Origin of the sequence: Stenotrophomonas sp. ZAC14D2_NAIMI4_6, from assembly GCF_003086875.1 — a bacterium.
Lineage (GTDB): Bacteria > Pseudomonadota > Gammaproteobacteria > Xanthomonadales > Xanthomonadaceae > Stenotrophomonas.
Map to the genome: position 1 here is coordinate 463,290 of NZ_CP025996.1, position 22,313 is coordinate 485,602.

Annotated in this window: 19 protein-coding genes; 1 reads left to right on the forward strand and 18 read right to left on the reverse strand. The window is 61.3% G+C overall.

What is annotated here, in order from left to right:
- The first annotated feature begins 307 nt into the window (after positions 1–307).
- A complete protein-coding gene (locus tag C1933_RS02025; protein WP_108751977.1) occupies positions 308–1,294 on the forward strand; it encodes a DUF3427 domain-containing protein in 987 nt (328 codons plus the stop codon).
- Positions 1,295–1,373: 79 nt separating this feature from the next.
- Here C1933_RS02025 and C1933_RS02030 read toward each other — a convergent pair whose 3' ends face one another.
- The 18 genes from C1933_RS02030 to C1933_RS02105 form a co-directional block, all read right to left on the reverse strand.
- Positions 1,374–1,754 carry a hypothetical protein gene (locus tag C1933_RS02030; protein ID WP_108751978.1) on the reverse strand — a complete coding sequence of 127 codons (381 nt, stop codon included), beginning with the start codon at positions 1,752–1,754 and terminating at the stop codon, positions 1,374–1,376.
- A gap of 52 nt (positions 1,755–1,806) precedes the next feature.
- Positions 1,807–2,175 (reverse strand): hypothetical protein, encoded by a 369-nt coding sequence (locus C1933_RS02035; RefSeq protein ID WP_108751979.1) that lies wholly within the window; start codon positions 2,173–2,175, stop codon positions 1,807–1,809.
- Positions 2,176–2,832: 657 nt separating this feature from the next.
- Positions 2,833–4,380: a DUF2357 domain-containing protein gene (locus C1933_RS02040; RefSeq protein ID WP_108751980.1), complete on the reverse strand. Its 1,548-nt coding sequence runs from the start codon at positions 4,378–4,380 to the stop codon at positions 2,833–2,835.
- A gap of 4 nt (positions 4,381–4,384) precedes the next feature.
- A complete protein-coding gene (locus C1933_RS02045; protein WP_199911403.1) occupies positions 4,385–6,715 on the reverse strand; it encodes a hypothetical protein in 2,331 nt (776 codons plus the stop codon).
- The gene (locus C1933_RS02050; RefSeq protein WP_108751981.1) at positions 6,712–8,229 is read right to left on the reverse strand and encodes a hypothetical protein; all 1,518 of its coding nucleotides are present in this window, start codon (positions 8,227–8,229) and stop codon (positions 6,712–6,714) included. The genes C1933_RS02045 and C1933_RS02050 overlap by 4 nt, the downstream gene beginning before the upstream one ends.
- A complete protein-coding gene (locus C1933_RS02055; protein ID WP_108751982.1) occupies positions 8,226–9,905 on the reverse strand; it encodes a hypothetical protein in 1,680 nt (559 codons plus the stop codon). Before C1933_RS02055 ends, C1933_RS02050 begins: the two co-directional genes overlap by 4 nt.
- A 191-nt stretch (positions 9,906–10,096) precedes the next feature.
- The gene (locus tag C1933_RS20295; RefSeq protein ID WP_234414616.1) at positions 10,097–10,981 is read right to left on the reverse strand and encodes an XVIPCD domain-containing protein; all 885 of its coding nucleotides are present in this window, start codon (positions 10,979–10,981) and stop codon (positions 10,097–10,099) included.
- Positions 10,944–11,339, reverse strand: coding sequence for a hypothetical protein (locus C1933_RS20300; protein WP_234414618.1), 396 nt, complete (start codon positions 11,337–11,339; stop codon positions 10,944–10,946). Before C1933_RS20300 ends, C1933_RS20295 begins: the two co-directional genes overlap by 38 nt.
- Before the next feature lie 148 nt (positions 11,340–11,487).
- Positions 11,488–12,354 (reverse strand): hypothetical protein, encoded by an 867-nt coding sequence (locus C1933_RS02065; RefSeq protein WP_234414620.1) that lies wholly within the window; start codon positions 12,352–12,354, stop codon positions 11,488–11,490.
- 16 nt (positions 12,355–12,370) lie between these two features.
- Positions 12,371–12,550 (reverse strand): hypothetical protein, encoded by a 180-nt coding sequence (locus C1933_RS02070; protein WP_199911404.1) that lies wholly within the window; start codon positions 12,548–12,550, stop codon positions 12,371–12,373.
- A 42-nt stretch (positions 12,551–12,592) separates the two neighbouring features.
- Positions 12,593–15,574 carry an XVIPCD domain-containing protein gene (locus C1933_RS02075; protein ID WP_159093929.1) on the reverse strand — a complete coding sequence of 994 codons (2,982 nt, stop codon included), beginning with the start codon at positions 15,572–15,574 and terminating at the stop codon, positions 12,593–12,595.
- An 11-nt stretch (positions 15,575–15,585) separates the two neighbouring features.
- Positions 15,586–16,086: a hypothetical protein gene (locus C1933_RS02080; protein ID WP_108751985.1), complete on the reverse strand. Its 501-nt coding sequence runs from the start codon at positions 16,084–16,086 to the stop codon at positions 15,586–15,588.
- Positions 16,087–16,723: 637 nt separating this feature from the next.
- Positions 16,724–17,224: a hypothetical protein gene (locus C1933_RS02085; protein ID WP_108751986.1), complete on the reverse strand. Its 501-nt coding sequence runs from the start codon at positions 17,222–17,224 to the stop codon at positions 16,724–16,726.
- 200 nt (positions 17,225–17,424) lie between these two features.
- Entirely contained in the window at positions 17,425–17,925 is a 501-nt protein-coding gene (locus tag C1933_RS02090) for a hypothetical protein (RefSeq protein ID WP_108751987.1), read from the reverse strand.
- A gap of 150 nt (positions 17,926–18,075) precedes the next feature.
- Entirely contained in the window at positions 18,076–18,576 is a 501-nt protein-coding gene (locus C1933_RS20070) for a hypothetical protein (RefSeq protein WP_159093930.1), read from the reverse strand.
- 579 nt (positions 18,577–19,155) lie between these two features.
- Positions 19,156–20,541, reverse strand: a complete 1,386-nt coding sequence (locus C1933_RS02095; RefSeq protein ID WP_108754705.1) for an NAD-dependent succinate-semialdehyde dehydrogenase — start codon at positions 20,539–20,541, stop codon at positions 19,156–19,158.
- Positions 20,542–20,591: 50 nt separating this feature from the next.
- Positions 20,592–21,353 (reverse strand): hypothetical protein, encoded by a 762-nt coding sequence (locus C1933_RS02100; RefSeq protein ID WP_108751988.1) that lies wholly within the window; start codon positions 21,351–21,353, stop codon positions 20,592–20,594.
- Positions 21,354–21,563: 210 nt separating this feature from the next.
- On the reverse strand, positions 21,564–22,193 hold the full coding sequence (locus tag C1933_RS02105) for a hypothetical protein (RefSeq protein ID WP_108751989.1): 630 nt from the start codon (positions 22,191–22,193) through the stop codon (positions 21,564–21,566).
- Positions 22,194–22,313 lie beyond the last annotated feature (120 nt).

Below are 22,313 nucleotides of genomic sequence, written 5' to 3' on the forward strand. Positions count from 1 at the left end.
AAGCCGTGCGTTGATCTCGCCCTCAGCTCAGCAGTTTGATCTACGCGAAATGAAGATTCGACCATCAGATTACTAAGTCATAAACATTCCATGTGTGCTTAGAGACGTTTTTCCCGTAGCGCCGTTCAAGCTCTGCAAGTGACGGCACATCAGCCCGACAGGGTCGCACCCTTGGAGCGGACGTAGGTGTTCCATGGAGCACTGTGTGGGCACTCTGGATTGAGTACCTGTATGGCGTCACATCATTGAATTGAATGTGTGCCGATTGCGACATTAAAATCCTCCGATCTACGGATGCGGGGGAAGCATGGCGCTACATGAGACGTTCGATACGCGGGCACTTGTCGTCGGCAATGCGTACAGTCGCGTGCAGATGGCAGAGGCGGGGGGCGTAGCGCCGCCGACCGGGCCCCGGGATCCGCGCTGGTCACTGGGGCTTGTTCGCTTCAGTAATGTAACGCTGCTACTGGTTACCTTGGAAAAGCGCGATGGTGGCTACGATGATCGCTTCGAGGGTGAGCAGTTCCATTGGCAAAGCCAATACCGCCAGAATCGAAAGTCTGAGGCTCTCGTTGACGTAGAAGATGGCACTGCAACTGCGCTTCTCTTCGTTCGCATCTGGGCGAAGCGCGGAAAGACCGCAGAGCCCTTCTATTATTTGGGGGAAGTCTCACTGAAGTCCATGGAGGGCGATCGGCCCGTCGATTGTGTGTTCGATGTTAAGGAGAGTTTACGGGGTCGATCGCGGTCCATCGATCAGATCCTACGCTGGCGTCCGATTGAACCCACGGACGAACTGGGAGCGGCGCTGTTCCGCGCAAGGGAAGTGGCCGAGCAGGAGACCGAAGCCCTCAACGGAGAGGATCGGCGGGGCAAAGAGCTGCGCGCCATCTTCGTTCGTCGCGGACAGCGGGCGTTTCGCAGAAAGCTGCTGAAGGCCTATGGCGAGAGGTGTGCCGTGACCGGCTGCAAGATCACCGAGCTTCTGGAAGCAGCGCATATCAGCCCCTACCGGGGTGACCATACCAATAAAGTGAGCAATGGCCTGCTCCTGCGAGCTGATATCCATACGCTTTTTGATCTTGGCCTGCTGTGGGTCGATGAAGGCTTCACGGTGCAAGTAGCGAAGAGTGCACGAAAAGCGCCCTACGACACGTTGCAGGGAGCAAGGTTGGCGGTACCTGGCGCTGCTGCGGACAAGCCTAATCCAGTGGCACTCGCGGATCACGCAAGGGTTTCCGCAGAGCGGCGACAGAAGCTGCGGGAGCGAAAGGCGTCGGGACATCCGGTGTGATGAGGCGTAGACGGTGGGGCATCAGGACGGCCGCGGCGGCGAGCGTGCGCTCCTGAGACCCGGTGGGCCCGGTGCGCGACTAGCGCCACCGCTCCCAATCTGGCCGCGTCCGCACACGCCACTGCTGCTGCAAGTCTTCCAGATCCGCAACCCGGTCCCCCGCATCCCCAGCAACCATCACCACCAGTTGCATCGACGAATTGTCCACCAGCATCACTGGCTGGCCGTCGACGTGCAGTACGAAGTACCGCTCACTCCCATCCCCAGATCCCACTTCCAACCGGACGCCACCCCGCGCCTCCGCAAACGCCTTAGCCTCTTCCCGCATGACCCCGAAGGAATAATCCGACAGGCCGCGGTAGGCCTTCACCTCCAGCGCCGCTTGGGGAAGGAAGTAGTCCGAGATCACCAGGCCCACCACCATCAGCGTGCTGGTCACAACAACGGGCGGCACCCTCATGGGTCGCGCTGCAGCATCTCAACCGCAGCGCACAAGACCCACCGCGCCGGCACTACCCACGCACCTGCAGGCAGGCGCTGGCCTGCGCCGTCAGCGCCACGCACGCCAGCATCAGCCCTTCCATCGTGCGGTCGCCCAGGTGCTGCGCGGGTTCTCCGTTCTGTCGCGCGCGCTCTCCGGCCAACAGCATCTCCTGCACCACGCGCAGGCCTGCCAGGGCGCAGTCGGCGTCGGCCAGGGCCATGCGCTGGCCTGGTGCGGCCGAGCGTTCCGGCCAGGGCTGGCCATCGGCAGCGGCGCCGCTTTGAATGCGCCGCAGCGTGGCGAGGAAGGCAGTAGGGTCTGCACCGCTGTCCAGTTCGGGCTCGGCATTGGCCGGGTCGGTGGCAGCGTGCAGGGGGCGGAATTCCGATGCGTTCATGGCAGTGCTCCGTACAGGACAGACGGCAGCGCCACCCCAAAAGGTGGCGGACGATGCGTGGCTCGAAAACCGGTGAGTACCAGACCGGCGGGCTCGAAAGCCCCCACGCACCGCCCGCCATGGAACGCGAACGGATTGCCAGCCGACGCCACTCGAAGGTGGCGCCGGCTGACAAGCGTAAACATCTGGTACTTACACGGGTTTTCGACGCCCGTACCACCCTTTTCCGGTGGCACGCAAAGATGTACCCGCACAGATGCCCAATGCCAAGAAACCGCAGTCAACTAGGCCGAAAGTTCTGACGCTTCCAGCATTGTGGCACGCCAAAAAATCCGCGAAACCCCTTGCAGCACAGTAGTTGCGGCGAAAGCTAAGCTGCAGCCGCTACGTCGAACGCGGAGCGCACTTCTCGCAGCAACAGATGCTTAATTGCGACACACCCTCATTCAGCGTCCACGATAAAAACAGGCCAATTGCGTCACTTACTTAACACTGACGACCAACCCAGGGCGCGGCCAGCGCACATCGTCGCGCTCCAGACCGTAGTCACTGCCAAACGCCAACGCCGCCTCGCGCGGCGGCAGATTGGCGTAGCAGCAGGAAATCCAGACGCGATCGGTCGGTAACGACTGGAGTGAGATGGCCGTGCCAGACAACCTAAGCTGGGCCCACCCACCTTCGCAGCATCTCCAGCAGTTCATCTGGCCCCTGGTCAGGCGACAGTACATGCACGCCAGTTCGATGGCTGGCGTGGAATGCCACATCCTCCAGCCACGGGGCTCCACCGGCACGTGGCACCAGCAGTAGTGAGCAGTCGGGGCGCTGCCCATTCCAACGCAGCGCATCCTGGTAGACGTGCGCGGAACGCATGGCGTGCAGTACGTTCTTCCGCGAGGTGCGGTACTTGGCATCCAGCACCAGCATCCTCTTGTCTGCTGCAATCTCGGTGGTTACCACGATGTCAGGCTTCAGCTGCAGCGAAACGCTGCTCATACCCGATGTGCTCTGCTCCGCTGTGGAGAAAGTTCGCTGCAACAAGACTTCTACGCGAGTCCCCTCGCATGTGCCCACGTGCCGGACGATATCTACCGTCGCGCTGCGCTTGCACGTCCATGTCAGCCCGGGGAAGAGGGCGCGAACTGCCTGAACGACCTGCACGAAGCACCATCGTTCATAGATCTCCCAGGTAGGACTCATCCATAGCGATTCGTCTCGATCCGGTCCATCCACGCCCGGGCGAAGCGCTGCCCATCCCAGGCGGTACGCTCTGGCATAGGTGGGGTTGGCGGAGATTGCAGTCAGTCCCGATGCGTCGATCTCTGCGCGCGCGACTGCAGCATACGGGTCGCGCGTTGCCAGGCTGCGCAGTCGTGCAGAGAAGGCATTCAGAAACATCAACTTTCTACCGATACGACTGGCCAGCGGCGTGCGAGCGCCTTCGGCGTCCTCGTGCTGTGCTATCCGCCGAAGGGCTTCTTCTACATTGCTGCAGCGCAGACGCAACGCGGCCAACGAACGCGCCAGCGCACGGTTCGCGGGGTTGTCCAGGTGCTCGTAGGAGTGCATCACCTCCATCGGAGGTGGGCACGCATCCAACCCTGGCTGCCGTCGGAGAACGGCGCCAGCATCTGGATGACGCATCATCCTTCGCGCTGATGTGGGATCGATGCGCTTCACCTGATGAAAAGGGATCCGCCGGCGCTCGTGCCGTAGCCGGGTAAGAGGGCGCTCGGCTACTGCTGTGAAGGCGGCAAGTGCGGCATCAGCATGGCGCCTCAATCGCGCGTACTGCAGCAACACCGTTGTCAGATCGCCGGTCACGCCGATCGCAGACTGGGCGGCCTCGGTGCCAAGAACCAGTGCAGGATCGAACGCGTAAAGGTCGTCCAACATGCCTTGGAACACGTCGGACCCCAGCTTTCCTTCGTCAGGTGCCACATCCAGGTGGTACGTGGCCAGCCGGTGGCCGGCCCTATCCACAAGCTCGACAGACACCTGGCCTGCATAGAAGCCGGGGCACCACTGCAGCATCGGTCCGCTGCTGGTACTCACCGTATCCAGCAGCGCCTCGTCAATATAGAGCAAGGCGTTTGCCGGAACTGCCGGGAATTGGTAGACCCCCCGCTCACGAAAGCCGCCGCAGACGGCGCCAGGTACCAGGTGGAATTCGACGCCCGACTGGTCAAGGCAGATCAGTGCTGTCATCGCATTAGCGCCAGAACCGCGCGCTTCCCTGCTCGCGCAGATCCGCACAGAGTTCACGTGCCTTGCCGGCAGACTTGCTCAACCCATGGCTTTCCAGCACGCCTGCGACCGCATCAAAGGCATCGCGTAGCCGCTTGGTGTCTTCACCACGGAGCTTGGGCAGGATCTTGGCATACACAGAGTGATCCAAGGCTTGGGCCGCAGTGAGAGCGCCCCCTTCCACGCCCGCTTCCACATAGCCCAGCACATCGGCAATCGTACGCCAGCCGAAGTGCAGTCGAACGGCACGCAGCGGCGTCATCAGTGCGTTCAGTACAGCCTTTACCTGTGCCAGTGCCTCTGCGCCCAACGCCGAAGATGTCCAGCCGGGGTAGTCGTTCACCGGTATGTCCCAGAACTCGATCACGGCACTGCGGTCCAGCACCTTGTCACTCAGCCCATGGGTGGTCTCGTCCATGTTCACCGTGCCGATGATGACCAGGTTGGACGGATAGTCGATGTGTCCGGGCACATCGCCAACCTCATCCCCAAGCGCATGCAGCTCAACCGCATCGCCGCTCTCCATGGCCGACAGCAGGGGCGCCAGGTACTGCTCGGGATGGGAGAGATTCATCTCATCCAACAGCACAACGTAGGGACGGTCAGGATCTGCAATCGCACGCAGCAGGAATTCCAGGAAGCCGGTGCGCATGTACACATCGGTGTCGATCGGATTGACGTAGCCAAGCAGGCTGCTCGGGTCATGCCACCCCGGTTGTACGGCAACAATGTGGTACCCACGCTGCCCCGGATCGGCTTCAGCCACGCCAGCCCACAGTGCCTTGGCATAGCCCAGCGCAAGTTGTGTCTTGCCGGCGCCGCTCAACCCGGTCAATACGGCGAAGTGGCGGCGCGGGTGTCTGCGGTTCCACAGCCCAGCGTGCAACTGCGCAATCAGACTGGGGTCGAAAGCCAGATCGGCGGGGAACGATGCGGTGATCTCGCTAAGCGAGGGAAGGTTCGACCAGAGGTCCTCAACTTCATCGACGGGCGAATCGGCCCGTACCTCGTCTGCATCCTTCACTACGGGGGACAGCTCGCCCGGTGTCCAATGGATACGGGACGCCCATGCACGGCCCCGCTGGGTCAGGTGCAGGACCTTCCCGGCATCCAGCTCGGCCAGTTCCATCCCCTTGATCCAGTTGATGAGCACGGTCGGGGCGAAGTTACTGGTCCAGCCGGGATTGACCTTCTGCAGACGGCTGATCGCCTGCTTCTGCGGAAGGGGGGCCTGGTTGAGCATGTAAAGGAGATTGTCAAAGCCAAGGATCTGGGTGAGCAGCCAGTCAGAGACCTCCTCTGTTTCGCCCGATTCCAGGAAGGCCTCGCCTCGCGGTGTCAGGAACAGATCGTCGCCAGACGAGCGCAACGCGCCCCATTCAGCGATCAACGCGTTCAAGTTGGTACCCAGCGAGTTGGTCGCCAGCTTAGGATTCACCGAGCGGATATGTTCAAGGAAGTCCGCACGTTTGCGCCCTCCCTTGGCAAACTCCAGCATCGCCAGCACGCTGGCAACCGATCCGTTGATGGCCAGCATGCCCCGCCGGCGGCGTCCAGCGGGCAGTGGGTTGAGCCGAAGGTCACCGGCAGACTCGCTGGGAAGCTCGGTCGCCTCGCTTCCATTCTCCTGAACGTAGTGCACGTACAGGACCCACGGAAGGGTCATGCGTTCCTCGCGGCTGCGGAATACGATGCCAGCGCTATCCAGCCGTTGCAGGATACGTTGATGCAGCTCGGTGCGGTGGTCGGAGCCAATGCTCAGCCCCAACGCTCTGGCCAGGCTTTTCAGCTTCTGATAGTGCGCAACAGTGGTGAAGTCCTGCGGCCACAGCGAGGCGAAAACACGGTACTGCTTCAGCCTGGGCTTGCGGTCAGTCAGGGCAACGACCAGCGCGCTTACTTCTTCCCACGCCGCGCCCAGCCAGGCCACCCGTTCGCTGAAGGAGTCGGGTAGCTTGGCTTGCTTGAGTGACCAGAGCTTCTCGGCGATTTCCTTGTTGGCAATGACGGCAGACACATCAATGTGGCCTTGCCCTGTAGCCGCGATGGTCTGGACTTCCCAGAGTTGGTGTTGGAAGTCGCGCCCGACGAACGTGTCGTGGTCAGCGGCTTCCACATGAACAAGCCATTCGGCTACGCGCGAGATCCAGCTATCCAGGCTGTGCCCATTCCGGTGTAGCTCCAGCGCTCTTGCGCTCGCTTCTCGCAGTCCGGCGTCATTAATCAGATCAAAGGCCATTGCAGCCATCCCCTTGGCAGATCGAACAAAATTCAAAAAAAGCCCGTGCGCGCTCATGCCCGCAGCAGGCGTGCGTACTCGGCATCGAGGTACTCATCAACGGCGTCGTGATCAAGGCTGCCGGCGGCGATGAGTGCCTTCGTTTCAGTCAACGACACGCACCCGAAGCGCACCCATGCCACCATGTTTCCTCTAAGCAGGAAGCCAATGATGTCGCCGCCAGAGCGTAGTGCTGCGTCACCGACATCCACCAGGCAGAGGCTGCCATGGCTGACAAGCAGCATTCTCCGAAGCTCGGGAATGCTGCCAAATGGCATGCACTGCGACAGCGGGCGGTTATGCACCGCCCACTGCTTAACCACCCAGGTAATGCGGGTTAGAACTTCGGTCAGCATCACCGGTATTGCCATCGCCAGGCCGTGGCGGAAATCATAGCCTTGCTCGAAAACCCTGACCGCAATGGTGGCGAAGGTCTGCCTGTCTTTACCGAAGCTTCCTACATTCACAAACTGAAGTAGTGAATAGAACGGCATCGGAATGCCGGACCCGCGCCCCTGCGCCCCAGATGACCCGGCAACATCAGAGAACAAGTGGCCGATCCAATTGACGAAACCGGCGAAGATCTTTGCCGAAAGCGTTCGGCCTTTCAGCTCGAAGGTCTCCGTATCCACCGAGACCAACTTTCCATCGGCAACGAAGTGCGCAGTGCTGCAGAACTGATCAAGGATGGAGAAGAACAGGCCGACCAGGTCAGGCGAATGACCAAGGCTCTTGATGTGGTGGTTGCGGGTGCTCATCTTGAACAGACCGCCAACATCGCCACCATGGCGGTGGTCATAGTTGATACCAAAGGTCCGCTCAAGCCAGCCAATTGCGCTTCTTGTAGGATCGCTGCCTTCGGCGGGGCCCTTCCAGCCCATCAGGCGGGCAAACTGCCGTACCGCCCCGTCAACAAAGGAGTCAGCTGCGTTGCCCAGTGGGCTGGCATCCTTGCCTCCTGTTGCGCTTGCCGCACCCACAAAAAGCACATCGACAAGGCCGCCGATTACGCCGCAAGCACCTGCCAGCATGTAGTCGTACTTATCACAGTCCGCGGCCTTCAACGAGAAGTCCTCGAGCACCATCTTCTCGAATGCCACGCGTTGACTGGGTGTCATCAGGTTTGCGAACGGATCTTCCTTTAGGTCGATCCTGTTTCGTGCCGCATAGGCAATCAACTGCGCCTCGTACTCCTCGTCCGAAGTATCGGCAGAGATCAAAATGCCATCGATCAGCGAGAGCGGCGCTATTGCTCCGGGCTGGGCATCGGGTTCGCAATGCAACTCGGCATGAATGTTGAGTACGAGCTCTGTATCTTGCCCGGGGAAAAGCACAGAGGCATCGGCACTGGCAAGCATTGCTTCTGCCAGCGCAATGGCGTCGTCCAGCAGAACGTCCTGCTCGACCTGGGCCAACGCCATGGTATCCAGCACAGACGAGATGTTGCCGAGCTGTGCTTCGATTGCGGCGACCTGGTGCAGCTGGACACGCACGCGATTGCCGTGCGCATCCAGCTCTTCGTCCGGAGTCATGACCACAGGTTGGAAATGCCCCGGGTGGCCTTGCTAGCAAGATCTGTCACCTTGCCGGCAACCACATCGGACACACTGAAGTAACCAATCGCCTGGAACGACTGGGCGAGATCCTCCAGCTCCCGAACGCCGTAATCTGCTTTCAGTACAAGTCGCTCCACCTCGACGGTGGTTTCGTCCTTGGTCTCCTGCACCATGTGGGGCTCATAGTGGCTGATGATCCATTCCCCCAGCTCCTGTCGGGTGGGGTCGCGTGTGAGGCTGCGAACCCGTTCCTCATCAAGATAGCGGGCGCAACTAAGCTTTGTTGCGCTGCTCTGTGCGGCCTCAGAACGCTCGTTAAGCACTTTGCCTGCGCCTGTAAGCTGGGTCATCAGCCGCATCAGCTTCTCGATCTTGTCGCTTTGCGCGCCGTGCATTTTGATCTGGTCATTCAGCCGAAGCGTGACGCTGTTGATGTCCGATACGAGCAGCGAAAGGGTCAGCTGGGTCTGCTTGATGACTTCCGCAAGCATCAGGCCCCTTCGCTTGAATCGGGTCAGTTCATTGGCCCCGGTCAGCTTGCGGATACCTGCGTACGTCCCGACGCCGATGAGTACAGCCACGCCAATGCCGGTGGCCATGCTGGAAAGGCCAAGGATGCCGCCCAAGCCCAGCGTGGCCAGCCCGGATGTCATGCCAGCTGCAGACATGCCAATGACCGATCCGGACAGATACACAGCAGCCAAGGGCGTGCCGACCGCGGCGGCCTTGGCTGACAGAAGCTTCATGGTTTCTGTCAGCTGATCGTCGGTGACATCTTCCTTCAGCATGTCGTGCTCGCTTTTGATCGCGAGTACCACCAGTTCAACGTCTGCCTCGGTCACGCTGAACAGCTGCTGGTGTAGATCGAGGAAGGCGAACTGATCTCGATAGCGCCCGGTCATGCAGTGATGAAGGTTGATGAGCTCCTTCACCAAAGAAACGTGGACCAGGTGAATCTGGCCATCTGGGCAGGCATGGTCGAGGTCTGCAACCAGCTTCTCGACGAGCTCGCGCTGGTCGCTTGCAGCGATGTACACGCGCACAGCCATACGCGATTCTTCGTTGAGATTCAGGCGCGTCGTCAGCAGCATGAGCTCGGCGAACACCTTGTGGCCGAGCTCCTGCCGGTTTTCGTAGGCCGCGTTCACTGCAATCTTGACGTATGCCACCTTCAGCGACTCTGCCATGTCCTCGATAGGAATGGACTGGGCCTCTTCCTGGTGGTTCTCGAAGTTGCTGATGGCTTGCTGGAGAATATCGGCAAGCGGTGGCAGATTCAGGTAGGCGCCGCGGATATCGATACTGGCGCCATTGACCTGCGAAAGGCGGACCAGCTTATCCACCTTCCCAGCCTTGCCTTCAATGGGGACCTCGAGATACTGCGCGCTCAGCAGGTCGGAGTAGGGGAACCGCTGGGGCTTGCCCAACAGTGGGCGGTAGATGACTTGTTCGCCAGTGAACAAGAGGCCTTCCTTTGCGCTGCCGAGCAGGGTGTCGTCGTAGACCGCGACCACATTTCCCGGTTTTCCTGCGTAGTCAAAGGCGCCGATGGCGTTGTTGAGCTTCTTCTCTTCGATGTTCGGTGCGATGTAAATCCGCTTCGCGGAGATCTCCACAAGGCGTTCGCGAAGGAATACGTTGATGTTGCCCATATAAGCCCCTGTTGCGACAGATGATCTACCTGGCAGGGGCGCTCATCCGAGCAGGGAGAGCAGGACCCGGCCTGGCCCCGTCAAGAGTGTGACGTGTTGCTCATCTTTAGAACATCAGATTTGTCTGATGTGGTGTCGGGATTAGCCTGACATCCATCAGGCTGCGGCCGGGGTTTGCTGACAGTGGGCGATCAGCCCATCCGCATGGAATACGATGGGGCCTCCAGGGCGCGTGCATCTTGGCTCTGCTGCTCCTTCTGCATCGCCAGCGCACGTTCCTGGCCGTCAACACGAAGCCCCTCAAGCTGCTGCATGGACTGCTCGACCGGCGTCTGTACCGCCAGCGCTGTGGGCATGGCCGCGCGAAGATGGGTCGGGTCAGCCGGGTCGCCCTGGATGGCGAAGACCGTGTGGCCAGCGGGGGCCTGGTGAGTGGCATTGCTGAGGGCGACGTGGTCCACCCGATGCATGCCCGCCTCGACGGCCGTCACGGTCAGGCTCGCCGCCAGCCTTTCGCTGGCTTCATCGAAGGGGCGGCCCAGCCCGGCGTCGATTTCGGCAACGTGCTGCTTGATCTGCTGATGTAGTGCGGCGTTCTCGTGTCCTGCCGGCAGGCCTTGGGCGCTTGCCAAGGAGCCCTCGCGCAGGGGGACCTGTTCGGAAGCCAAAGTCACCGGGCTCTTCATGATCGTCCGGTGCGGATCGTCGGGATGGAACGCGTGCGACTTCTGCTGACGCTCGAGGCGGAGTTCCCGTGTTTCATTGAGCCGATCAATGGTCTGTCGATCGGTTTCCTCAATCGTGATCTGCCCCAATGCACGGGCGACGGGGCTGCTTGCCTTTACGGCTTCACCCGCGCCCACCCGCCAGTGGTCCTGTTCCGGCGAGTATTCATGCATCCGGATCTTGTTGCCGATGTGATTCGGGTCGACGCTCGCTTCGCTGATGCTGGCCAACGCGCCTGCCCTCAGCAGACTAGCACTGTAGGCCGCAGCGTCTGCAGGCTCCATGTACTGAGCGACGTTGACCACGGTGTCCTTACCGCGGATGACGCCATACGTAGAGTTGTCCAGCATGCTCTTCCAGATGGCCTGTGTCGCCTCCGTGCCACCCTTTGCATAAGGCGGCCTCAAGCAGAAGCCGGGGTGTCCAGCAGTTTGGGTCGAGCTTGTGATCCTTGAACGCATCGTCATGCGCTTGCTGCACGCGTGCTACTGGCAGATTGAGGGCGAGGTCAGGGCGGTTCTCCTCCATCATCTTCTGACGCTGTTCCAGGTCCCTCAACAACAGCGTTTGACCGAAGTCGTCCCACTGCCTTTCGCTCAGAACGCGGTCAGCGAAGCCGCTGCCCTTGCCATGCTGGTCCGCTGCAAACTCCTGGGCATAGCTGTTGGCGGTGGCGCCGGGCATGTTGTCGTTGCGCACCACACCCAAGGCCAGCTTTCCGTAGCCGTCTGACCCATCATGCTGTGCCAGGTAATTCCAGTAGAGCTCGCGATTTCCAGCTTTGCGTAGGCGGTCAGAACATCAATATCGCGTTGGCTCAGGCCGGGGGCGTCAGTTCTTCCTTGAGCGGCCATTGTCAGGACCTCTTGTACTTGGCAAGGGCGGTGCGCACAGCAGACTCGATGTGCTTCCAGTCTTTCAGGATGACCCGCGGATAGGTTGCAGTGATCGAGATGCTGTCCTCAACATCCACGAAGTAGTGAATGCAGCCGGCTACCCGGCTGTCTTCCGTGTCGGCCAGTCGATCACCGGAGGTGGTGAGACCGTCGGGGAAGTGAGCTTCGCTCTCGCACTTGATGAAGGTGGTAAGTTCGCCATCGCCACTTCGAGCGACGTACCAATCCTTCTCCATGCGCAGATTGCGGGGCTGGGGCATCTTCGTTTCCTGCTCCAGTGCCTTCTGGAACGCAGGCATCAATGCTTCGTTGATTGCGTAGGGCACCAGGCCGAAGCGCTCTGGCTGGGGTATCCGCAGGTCAAGCCGTTCGGTTGGGTCGTTGCGCAGTACCGATGTCGGCGTCGAGGTCTGCTCCGTGCTGGCATAGCGCTCCAACAAGCCTCTGATAGGGGTGCGATCAATATGCTGCAGGCCAATGACCACAGAGCGCTGGAAGTCTTCCATCGAACGATCCGGGCGGGTGCCCGGTGGGGCGGGGTCCAGGTCAGGCCACAGAACGGTCAGCCCAACGCTGCCATCGAAGTACGGGCCGATCTGGTTGTCGTAGTAATTGGCGGGGAACATGAATCGGTGCGGGCCGATCCTGGCCTCCACAGGTTCAGTGGTGTAGGTGTGCCCTTTGATCGTGCGGCGCACGCTGGGATCTTCGCTCATTTCAGCCTCCTTGCTTTGCGTTTCCATGGATGAGGAATTCATACATCCGCCGGCGCCCAGTGCCAGCACTGCCGTGACAGCACAGCGGAAGCTGATAGCAGCAATCTTCATGGAGTCAATCCATTGCTCATCTAGCTGAGAAATATACGTGCCATGCGGTTGGCGCGTCGACCACTTCGCGCGGCGGCAGATCGGCGTAGCAGCCCAGCAGGGAGGCATCCATGCCAGCATCCTGGTGGTCGATGGCGAACAGGTAGAGAAGCTCGGCATCGAAGGCGGCCAGCCAAGCGGGATCGATCGGCAGCATGGTCATGGTCCAAGAGGGTATTCATGGGTACCGGGGGGGGGATCACCCCATACTCGCCGCACGCCCTCTCACCTCCTGCTGCATCCGATCTTCCTGCGACTGCTGCTCAGGCTCACGACTCATCGCACGCTGCTGGGCTTCCTGGCTCACGCATTCATACCGCTGCAGCGATTGCTCAACGGGCGTCTGCACGGCCTGCGCTGTGGGCATCGAAGAACGCAGATGCGAGGGGTCGTTCAGCTCTCCCTGCACAACAAACACCGTCTGTCCCGCAGGGCTCTGCGCGGTCGCGTTGCTCAGCACCACGTGGTCCACGCGTGACAGATCGCTGTCTTTGGCCAGCACCAGCAGGCTCGCGCTCATGCGTTCGCTGATCGCATCGAAGCTGCGGCCATGCTTGGCGTCCAGGGCCGCAACCCCGTCGCGAATCTGCTCGTAGAGGGCGTGGTCGGGGTGGCCCGGCAACAGCGGGCTGCCTGCGGTCTGGGGTTCCTCCACGGGCTTGCCGGCGTGGCCGTGCACTGCATGGCCGGGGCCTTCCGGTTCCTGTCCCACGGCGGGAACGATTGGGCGTTCGTGTTGCTGCCCATCCATCTGCGGCAGGGCAGGGGACGGGGACCCATGGGCCGATTGCATGCGCGCCATGTCCTCCACGGTGGTGGTGGAGATCAGCTCCATGCGGTTGCCCGGGGCAGTGCCGAAGGAGGCGATGGCGCTGTCTGCGCTGGGCGCGTGCGTGCGCGGGTCCGGCATCAGTTCCAGCGTGATGTCGGTCTGCTTTCCAACGGCGGCCAGCTTCTGTTCAACCGCAGCCGTAGTGGCGGCAAGCTGCTCCTCGGTGCGTGGAATGCCGTGCTTTGCGTACAGCGTCTCCACCTGGCCGCGCACGCCCTCAGGCGCGATGTGTACGGCGGCCTTGATCTGCTCGGCCATCCTGCCCATGTCTGCAATGCCGGCATTCTGGCTCTGCCAGGTGATCTCCAGCTCATCGCCGATATTGCGATTGGCTTGGCTGTCGTAGGCCACGCCCTCGTGGACCCACTGGCCATCCGCATGACGGCTGTAACTGCGGCCGTCGCTTGCACGCAGGGTATCGGCGCCGTCCTGCGCCTTGCGGATTGCCTGCGGAACGGACGGGTTCTGCGCGTCGCCGAAATCACTCCAGCGGCCCTGCTCGTGGGCCACCATGTAGCGCGACGCCACCGACGCGGGGGTGTTGGCCGCGTTCTGCGCGATGACGGTGCGCGATTGCTCATCCAGGGCCGGTTCGCGTTCCGGCGGAACGGACTCGCGCCGGGTGATGGGCGTGCGCCCGTCAACGACTTCCCGTATCTCCAGCTCCCATTGCCGCGAGACGGTATCGCGTACGAACTCCCGTCCGGTCTCGAAGGCGCTGGGTGGCGGCTCTTTCAAGCCACTGGCATTGAGTCGATAGGGATTCTGCGGCGGTGGCAGGTTGGCCAGGCCCAGCTCGTAAGAGGCACGGGCGGCCTGCCAGTTCAATTGGCGCTCCAGCGTGCCGGTGGCCACATAGTCGGCTTTGAAGGTGACATCGGCGCCCTGTGCCGTCTGCACGGGCCGAACTTCCACGCCAGTCCCCAGATCGGCGCTCTGCACCTGCTGTTGCTCGGCGCTGCGCAGCCAGCGGCCCTCCGGGTCTGCCGGGCTACGCGTCCAGGTGCGGTGCAACGGGTCCTGCTGGATATAGACCCGCTCGATGTCTTTCTGTGCGGCCCACTGCTCACCCAGGTGGGCGCCAAGCGCGCCGCCAGCGATGCCCGCAACAACAGCGCCGGGGCCCGACCACGAACCGGATACGAGGCCAATGCCCGCACCTGCGGCGAAGCCGCCCAGCGCACCGCCCAGGTTGCGACCGACGAAGTGCGCCGAAGTGGAATCGGCCCCTGCGGTGTTGCCTTGCGAGTTCAGTTCAACCCACTTGTGGCCGGAAGTGGCGAAGTCGTGCGCCATAAGGGCGACGCCGGCCACGCCAAGTGCCTTCATGCCGGGGTTCACCCCGTGGGGCACTGCCTCGGCTACTGCCACGCCCGGAGGCCCGCGCGGTGCGCCTGGCTGCATTGGCGAATGGGGCAGTGGCTCGGGAAGATCGGCGAACAAGCGCGGGCCCGTAGACAGCGCCGAGCGAGCAGCGACCCATTCCGCGCGGGTGGTGGACATCTCGTGCAGGCTTAGGGCGCTGTAATCGTGCAGGGGCTTTTCGAAGAGGGTCTTGCCCATGGCGTCATAGCCATCGATAGGCTTCAGGTGCAGGCGTACCTGGGCGACGTCGACCGCTTGGCCAGTGTTGGTGGTGGCGTGCTGGGCCAGGGTGCGCTCGAGGGTTTGGTACTCGGCGGCTGACTGGCTGGCGAAGGTGAGCGGGTCGGGACCGAAGGCGCTTATCGGGTAGCCGTTGATGCGGAGCTGGGGGTGTTCGAGGGCGGTGGGCAGCTCGAAGTTGCTGAACCCGCGGTTGGCAGGCGCACCATCTACGAAGGCGACAAGCGGTTTGCCGGTGCCGATGGCGTTTTCGAGGAACTGGGAACTGCCGGCGTTCCACATCATGTCCTGGAGGGTGCCTATGGAATCGCTCACCGGCACGAAGCCCTGGGCCTTCATGAAACGATCAAACTTGTCCGTAATTGCTAGGAAGTCTGGGTGGTGGGAGGGGCGATCTCCGGTATCGTCGATGTACTTTCCCCAAGGCGTGTTGCCAATAATTCCAACCTTGTAGTCCGCGTCCTCCACATACTTGCGGGCACTCAGGTAGTTGGAGGCGCCTGCTCGGTCCCTCCCTGAGAAAGCGACGTAATCAATGCCTGGCGGAAGCTTCGGTGGATGAGTGGCGATCTTCTGCTTGAGAAAATCCTCGTAGCTTGTGAACATGTCGGGCCCCGAGCCCGCGGATTTCAGGTAGTCAACAACGAGTGCCTTCTGTTGGTCAGAAAGATGGCTGCCGTCAGCGAAATTCGTTGCGGGATTCAACGTCGTAAGCGCAAAGTCATCAAACGAGAACGTAGGCACGACGCATCACCTCAGAGAGAACCGACAGGAACGTGAAGCTCTGAAAGAATGACCCAGTCATTCGCCAAGTCCGTATAGCTCTCAGGTGGTGGCGCACCCAGCCGCACAAGCTCATCAACCTTGGCCAAGGCTACATAGCGGCGACTCTCCGTGTTGTTGACCCGGCCGGAGAACACAGTCACCAGTCCCTCCGCAACACTGCAGATGAACGAGTACTTTTCCTCTGCATTTCCCAATGCCCTCTGCAGTCTCAGGATGGACTCGAGAACCTGGTGTGGACTCAATTCCAGCGTGTAACGAACTTCGCGACGTCCATGCTGTTCGACGACCTGTTTGGTGCCAAAGAATCCTGTCCCGCCAACCTGCTCCCCATTGCGACGAAACACGTACTGGTATTCAATCTCTTCGCTCCCATCCCGGTTGATCGCGGACAGAATTCTTGGGTTGGAAATGGTCACGCCACTTTCTGGGTCAAACGCGGTGTTCTCGACTGGAATGAATCGGATAGGCATGGAGCTTTCCTGAGGGGCCTTCGGGGTCGAACTTGGGTTGTGCGGTTTCGTCAGCGCAGCGCTTAATCGCTGACTGTCTGTAAAGTCACCAGATCCGTAGGATGACTGCGGCACGCGTCGACGTGAAAATGGTCACGGATAGGGCGCGAAACCATCGGTCGGAAGTCCGGAGCATGCGTCCGAGTGTTCTTCATCAGCAATTCCTTTGCAGTGGCTGAACCACTATACGGCGGTACCTCGAGCCACTCCACTGGCGAGTCCTTGGCAGCGCTGGTAGTGCGCGCTGGTTCACACATCCAGCAAGCCAACTGCGTCACCCGCCCCGCTTCCAGTCGCCCGTGATTCCACCTACATTCCACATGATGTCCTGCAGTGCTCCTACGGCCCCCACTTGGAGGGGGGATCTCGTAAAAACCTCAGAGCCATCATCAATGGCGCCTGGCGGCCAACATCCTAGTGGTGACGTAGCCACCGAAGCTCCTAACGCCATCAGACCCCGATCGGGGCGATCTCAGATAGGAGATCACCTCTCGCTTCCTCTGCATTGAAATTGGGTTGCCGTCAGAAGTGTTCTGCGCTCCTTCCAATGTGGCGAGAGAGAGATCGTCGAAAATGAACCTAGAGATGCTGGTCAGCCTCAATCCGCACGAACGGGATTGGCTGCTTCAGCCAGGATGATGACGCCTTCATGGTGAGAGGGCGCCATGCCGACTGTAGAAATGTCGTTGCGAGCAAGTGCTTCGGCCGTGGTGATCGCAATGTATCGCACGCCATAGCTTGCATTGCTGTGGTCCATGTTCGCCAGCACCAGCCCCTGCGCAACTGAGCACAGGAAGACGAAGTTGCTGTCCTGATTTTTCAACGTCTGCTTGAAGCCGAGGATGGACCTTAGAACCCAGTCGCAACCCAGATCCAGAGAAAACACGCGTTCGCAACCGCTCTCTGTCTCAACCATCTCGTCGCTTCCAAACAGCCCCAATCCGTCAACTCTCTGGCCATTGAGATGGAAGAGATACTGATACTCGGTGTGGCTCGGATCTTCGGGGGGACTCGCTGGCAGGATGCGCGGTGCGGTGATGATGACGCCGGTGTGGCGATCGACTGCGGAGCCTGGCTGACGCTGAAATTCCAGCGGCATGATTGATCCTTCAATGGAGTCGGGTTGCAGGTTATGGGATTCAAGGATTCCATCGCGTCCTGTTGCGGACTATACGCCCCTCATTCTGGCTGCTCTATGGGCCAGAGCCTAAGGTCCTCCACCATCCGCCACGCAAGCTGCTGGTTGCAATGTGGCAAGTACAGCTTCCTTGAATGCGAACTGACCCATGTTGTCTGACGTCAGAACACGTGAGCTGGGATGAAGAACTCGGCCAGTATGATTGGGTCATCGGCTGCCAACGCGACACCTTCAGAGACGTCGATGCCGATTTGTCTCAGGGCGCCTGCTCGCGTGACGGCCACGTAACGGACTTCGCGTGCGTTGTCAGTCTCATTGGCGAAAACAGACAGCAGACCCTTCGCAACAGCCCGCAGGAAATTCACGGGCTCATAGGTACTTCCAAGTTCTGCCTTGAGCCTGGCAATGAGCTCGATGGTGTGGGTGGAGCTCAGGTCCAGAGTGCGCTTCCAGCCCCAACAATCACTCTCTCCAGTTCGTTCCTCTGTTCCAAGTACAGACATGGCTGCAAGGATCCGCTCTCCTTGTCGGAAGGTGTACTGATATTCCGTGGCCTGGCTCCCGTCTGGGAGGTCTGAGGCGACGATTCTTGGGAGCGATATGGTTATGCCGTTGAACCGGTCGAAAGCAGTTCTTGCTTGGGGGTTGAACTCAACAGGCACGATCTTTTCCTGCCTTCCGATGATGAATTTGTTGGGGCACGTTGATGATGACGTAATGTCTTGTGCGTAAGAGAGCCGGCCTTGTGCTGCCTGCCATTCGTTTGGTCTGGTGGCACTTGGCCAAACCGTCATCTCTCATGAAGTCATCCCTCAGGGCGAACTGGCTGGTACATACGCCTCGGCAAGAACGACATGGCTGTGGGAGCCGACCAGATTCTGATCCGGGATCAGCACGCCTGCAGTTGCCAGTGCACTTGCGGTGGTGATTGCGACATATTGGAGGTGCTCTACGCTGTTGGGTCGGTCGGAACACGCCATTGCAAGCCCCTGAGCAAGGTCTCGCAGGAACGAGAAGTCGCTGTCGACGTTTCCTATCATCTTCTTGAGCTCTAGAAGTGACGTGATCAACCAATTGTGGCCAAGGTCAAAAGTAGTGGCTCGCGTTGGACGACCGTTGTTCTCTATGAGCTCGTCCGTTCCATGGAAACCAAGGCCGCCAATCCGCTTTCCATCAAGATAAAACGAGTACTGGTACTCCGTTGCGGCCGTCCCATCCGCCAGTTCTCCTGGCAGAATTCGTGGTGCGGGAATGGTGATTCCGCTGATCGAATCGTAGGAGGAACCGGATCGCGCTGCGAAGCGGAGAGGCATGATTGATCCCTGGATGTTCGATAGAGCAACTGGCGAAGTTTGAGGTCCGGGCATGGCGGGGTAGGGGGCGACCCTCGCCCAGCGCGTGGTCAGGCTTCCATTGGTTCACTGCCGCGTAGCGGGCCGATACGGCCGAGGAAGGTCTGGCTCGGTTCCCCCACCCGTCATTGCTTGGCGCTGTGAAGATGATGTAGTTCGCCCCCGCCGCATGCAAGGGATGAAGTGGGAAACGGCGCGCGAGTACGCTGAGGCGCCAATCCAGCTCACCAGTCATCGACAGTTCCATTGGCCAGTCGGCCCCGACTGCACGTTCACCGCTCTCGCCGCTCCAGAAGAATGCGTCCTGAAGGCACGTTGATACTTCGTGGCACCCGCCGTTGGCAAGCCAATAGCGTCACCCGCGCCAACGGCACCTGCCCGCGGACCTCGTGATTCGATCACCCGGCTAGGACTGCGGTTGCGGACAGGGCACAGCACGAGTGCAGTAGACAACGCGACCTACCGTGCCAAAGCGCACCGTGGCGCCCCAGAACGCAATGACTACCAAAGGTCAGCGCTGGCTCGCCCGGCAGCGGATCATCACGCCCCCGCCGGCAGCGTAATCGACTTGATGTTGACGAACTCCTTCAGCCCCTCGGGCCCATGCTCACGCCCGTAGCCCGATGCCTTCACCCCGCCGAAGGGCAGGGTGGGGCCGGCCACGTTGAAGCCATTGATGCAGACCATGCCGGTATCGAAGTACGTACTGGCCAGCTCGCGCGCGCGCTTCACATCGCGGCTGAAGATGCCGCCGCCCAGCCCGTAGCGGCTGTCGTTGGCAATGCGCATGGCGTCATCATCGTCCTTGGCCTTGATGATGGCCGCAGCGGGGCCAAACAGCTCGTCCTCGTACGCCACCTGGCCCGGCACGACATCGGCCAGCACCGTGGCCGGGTAGAACCAACCGGTTTTGGCCGGCACTTCGCCACCCACCACCAGCCGCGCGCCCTGGGCAACGCTCTTGCTGACCTGCTCGTGCAGGGTGTCACGCTGGGCCTTGGATACCATCGGGCCGAGCTGGGTCTTGCCGTCGTTCGGGTCGCCCATGCGGATCTGCTCGAACTGCTTTGCGTACGCCTCAACAAACGCGTCGTAGTTCTTTTCGGTCACGACGAAGCGCTTGGCATTGACGCAGGTCTGGCCGTTGTTGAACAGGCGCCCCTTCACGCAGGTCTTCACCGCCAGTTCCAGGTCGGCATCGTCCAGCACCAGATAGGCATCGTTGGAGCCCAGTTCGAGCATGGTCTTCTTCAGTGCCTTGCCGGCCTTTTCGGCGACCGTGCGCCCGGCCTTTTCACTACCGGTAAGGGTTACCGCGCGCACCAGGTCGTGGTCGATGATGGCATCGGACTGGTCATGGCTGATCAGCAGCACGCCAAACAGCCCCTTGGGCAGGCCGGCTTCCTCGTACAGATCGCGCAGGAACAGGCCGCTGCCGGTGCAGCTTTCGGCATGCTTCAGCAGCACGCCGTTGCCAGCCATCAGGCTGGCGATGGAGTAACGCACCGCCTGATAGGCGGGGAAGTTCCACGGCTGGATGCCGTACACCACGCCGATGGGCGCGTGGGTCACGATGCCTATGCCATTGGCCGAGGGGCGCTCCTCATCGGCCAGCACCGTCGGGCCCCGCTCGGCGGTGTACTTGCAGATGGCCACGCACAGATCCACCTCGCTGCGGCTGTCACCGATCAGCTTGCCCACTTCGTTGGTCATCAACTGGGCGAAGGCTTCTTTCTTCTCTTCCAGCTTGCGGGCAATGGCGGCCACCACCGCGGCGCGCTCTTCCAGACTGCGCAGGCGCCACTGCAGGAAAGCCTCGTGGCAGGTTTTGACGGTGTCCGCTGCCTGCACATCGGACATGTAGGCGTAGGTATCCAGCACCTGTTCGGTAAGCGGGTTGATGGTCGTGAGCTGTTGCTTGGTCATGGTCAGGTCCACCTTGTCTTGGGAAAGGGGGGGCGAGGGTAGTAGCGGCGTCAGCCGTAGCGACGGCGATGTCGGTGCAGCGCGCCCTGCAGGCTGTGCAGGGCCTTCAGCATCTCGTCGCGCCACCCATGGGCGGGCAGCTCGCGCACCGCCGAATGGGCGGCGCAGACGAACGGGGTGCCGGCCCAGCGCTCGGCCAATGCGCGGGCCCAGCGATCAAACGCATCAGCGGCACCGGCGCGGGCCTGCAGGGCACGCGGCAGCGTGGGGTGGAACTTCAGGCGCGACTGCGGCAGCCACCTGCCCAGCATGCCGGGCGCTGCCAGCACGTTCAGCGTGTCATCGACATGCACGATGCCGCTGCGGCGATGGCGGACCAGCACCGAACCGGCGTGCACGCTGTCACTGGCCGGCATCAGATCCAGGCCGGCGGGAGTGGAGAAATCCAGGTCGTCGGCAAAGTCGGCCTGGGTGGCCACGTCCTCGATCACGTGTGGATCCCACGGCAGGTGCGGCGCCCGCTGCAGATGGCGGCGGGTGCCGATCAGGCGGGCAGCGGGCAGCAGCCGGTGCAGCGGCTCGCAGTGCAGGGTATGGAACGGATGCACGTTGATGATCGCGTCCACCAAGGCACCGCCGGCGGTAAGGCCGAGCAGGGCCTGGCGCTGGGCGTCACTGGGGGTGTAGCTGTCCAGCACCACGAAGCGGCCATTGCTGCGGCGGAGTACGGAAAGCTGCGTACCTACGTCGAGCAGCCCGGCGACCTTGAAGGTGCCGCGCAGGTTCCAGAAATCGGGGGCGAGTTGCTGCATCAGGATCAGGTAGCGAGGCTTTGGGGGCCATCGCTGGGGTCTGCTTGGGGGTGTGACTGATCGTGCGCAGGCCGCGATTCCAGCGGTGTGAAAGCGGGTGATGGGGATGTCAGGGGCGGCGGGGGGCTTTGCGGCCGCCGCTCCGTCAGCAGCGTGTTTTAAGGGCTGACGCCGGGTAACGGTGACCGGAGTGGCCGGGCGGCTCGGCTCTCAGCTTCCAGGCGCAGTGGTGAGATTGCGTGACCTGCCGTGGTTGGGCTCAATGTCGACCTGGAGCCCCATGGCGCGTGCCAGCTGCCTCACCTGCGGATCCAGGCTTCTGGCCATCTCCGCATCACCCTCGATCATGATCAGCACGCGGTTTTCGCCGGGAAAGCCCGAGATGCCTGTCAACCCTGGAATCAAGCTGAAGATCAGCGGGTTGTTCCGTTCCAGTATCCGACTGAACTCCGCTTCCGTGTGCACGTTCCCGGTCTCGAACACCACGCGCGTGCTTCCGCTTTCGGTCTTCACTACCCGGTTGGGCACCGGCTCGGTTCCGGTCAGTTCCACGAAGATGTGCTGATCGGGTGCATGCCGGAATGAAAGGGAGGACAGGCGGTCCGCGAACTCGTCCCTGAGCGCTTCGAACGTGGGATTGAGTTCGCCCTGGATGGCGAGCCGTGTGATGGCGTCATCGATCGAAACGCTGGGGTTTTCAGTGATGTAGTTGCGGGTAACGATTTCCATTTCCGCGTCCAAATCTGCAGCGGCAGCGGCAGCGGCGGCGGAGGTCTGGGCATGGGTTGTTCCGCAGAACAGCGCGAGGGCAGCGGCCCATATCAGTTGTTTTCCTTGCATGTTGAACTCCTTGAAATTCCTGGCCTTTGCCGGGGGCTATGGCCCCATCCGCAAGGCCAGAGTACCTTCCGGCGCTGGACAGGGTTGTGTTCGAGTTCTCAGGCCGGTGCCTTAGATATT

Excerpts from the sequence above, each read along its gene's own strand:
- C1933_RS02025 (WP_108751977.1), top strand. The coding sequence starts at position 308 with ATGGCGCTACATGAGACGTTCGATACGCGGGCACTTGTCGTCGGCAAT.
- C1933_RS02030 (WP_108751978.1), bottom strand. The coding sequence starts at position 1,754 with ATGAGGGTGCCGCCCGTTGTTGTGACCAGCACGCTGATGGTGGTGGGC.
- C1933_RS02035 (WP_108751979.1), bottom strand. The coding sequence starts at position 2,175 with ATGAACGCATCGGAATTCCGCCCCCTGCACGCTGCCACCGACCCGGCC.
- C1933_RS02040 (WP_108751980.1), bottom strand. The coding sequence starts at position 4,380 with ATGACAGCACTGATCTGCCTTGACCAGTCGGGCGTCGAATTCCACCTG.
- C1933_RS02045 (WP_199911403.1), bottom strand. The coding sequence starts at position 6,715 with ATGAGCGCGCACGGGCTTTTTTTGAATTTTGTTCGATCTGCCAAGGGG.
- C1933_RS02050 (WP_108751981.1), bottom strand. The coding sequence starts at position 8,229 with ATGACTCCGGACGAAGAGCTGGATGCGCACGGCAATCGCGTGCGTGTC.
- C1933_RS02055 (WP_108751982.1), bottom strand. The coding sequence starts at position 9,905 with ATGGGCAACATCAACGTATTCCTTCGCGAACGCCTTGTGGAGATCTCC.
- C1933_RS20295 (WP_234414616.1), bottom strand. The coding sequence starts at position 10,981 with ATGCTGGACAACTCTACGTATGGCGTCATCCGCGGTAAGGACACCGTG.
- C1933_RS02065 (WP_234414620.1), bottom strand. The coding sequence starts at position 12,354 with ATGAAGATTGCTGCTATCAGCTTCCGCTGTGCTGTCACGGCAGTGCTG.
- C1933_RS02070 (WP_199911404.1), bottom strand. The coding sequence starts at position 12,550 with ATGCTGCCGATCGATCCCGCTTGGCTGGCCGCCTTCGATGCCGAGCTT.
- C1933_RS02080 (WP_108751985.1), bottom strand. The coding sequence starts at position 16,086 with ATGCCTATCCGATTCATTCCAGTCGAGAACACCGCGTTTGACCCAGAA.
- C1933_RS02085 (WP_108751986.1), bottom strand. The coding sequence starts at position 17,224 with ATGCCGCTGGAATTTCAGCGTCAGCCAGGCTCCGCAGTCGATCGCCAC.
- C1933_RS20070 (WP_159093930.1), bottom strand. The coding sequence starts at position 18,576 with ATGCCTCTCCGCTTCGCAGCGCGATCCGGTTCCTCCTACGATTCGATC.
- C1933_RS02095 (WP_108754705.1), bottom strand. The coding sequence starts at position 20,541 with ATGACCAAGCAACAGCTCACGACCATCAACCCGCTTACCGAACAGGTG.
- C1933_RS02100 (WP_108751988.1), bottom strand. The coding sequence starts at position 21,353 with ATGCAGCAACTCGCCCCCGATTTCTGGAACCTGCGCGGCACCTTCAAG.
- C1933_RS02105 (WP_108751989.1), bottom strand. The coding sequence starts at position 22,193 with ATGCAAGGAAAACAACTGATATGGGCCGCTGCCCTCGCGCTGTTCTGC.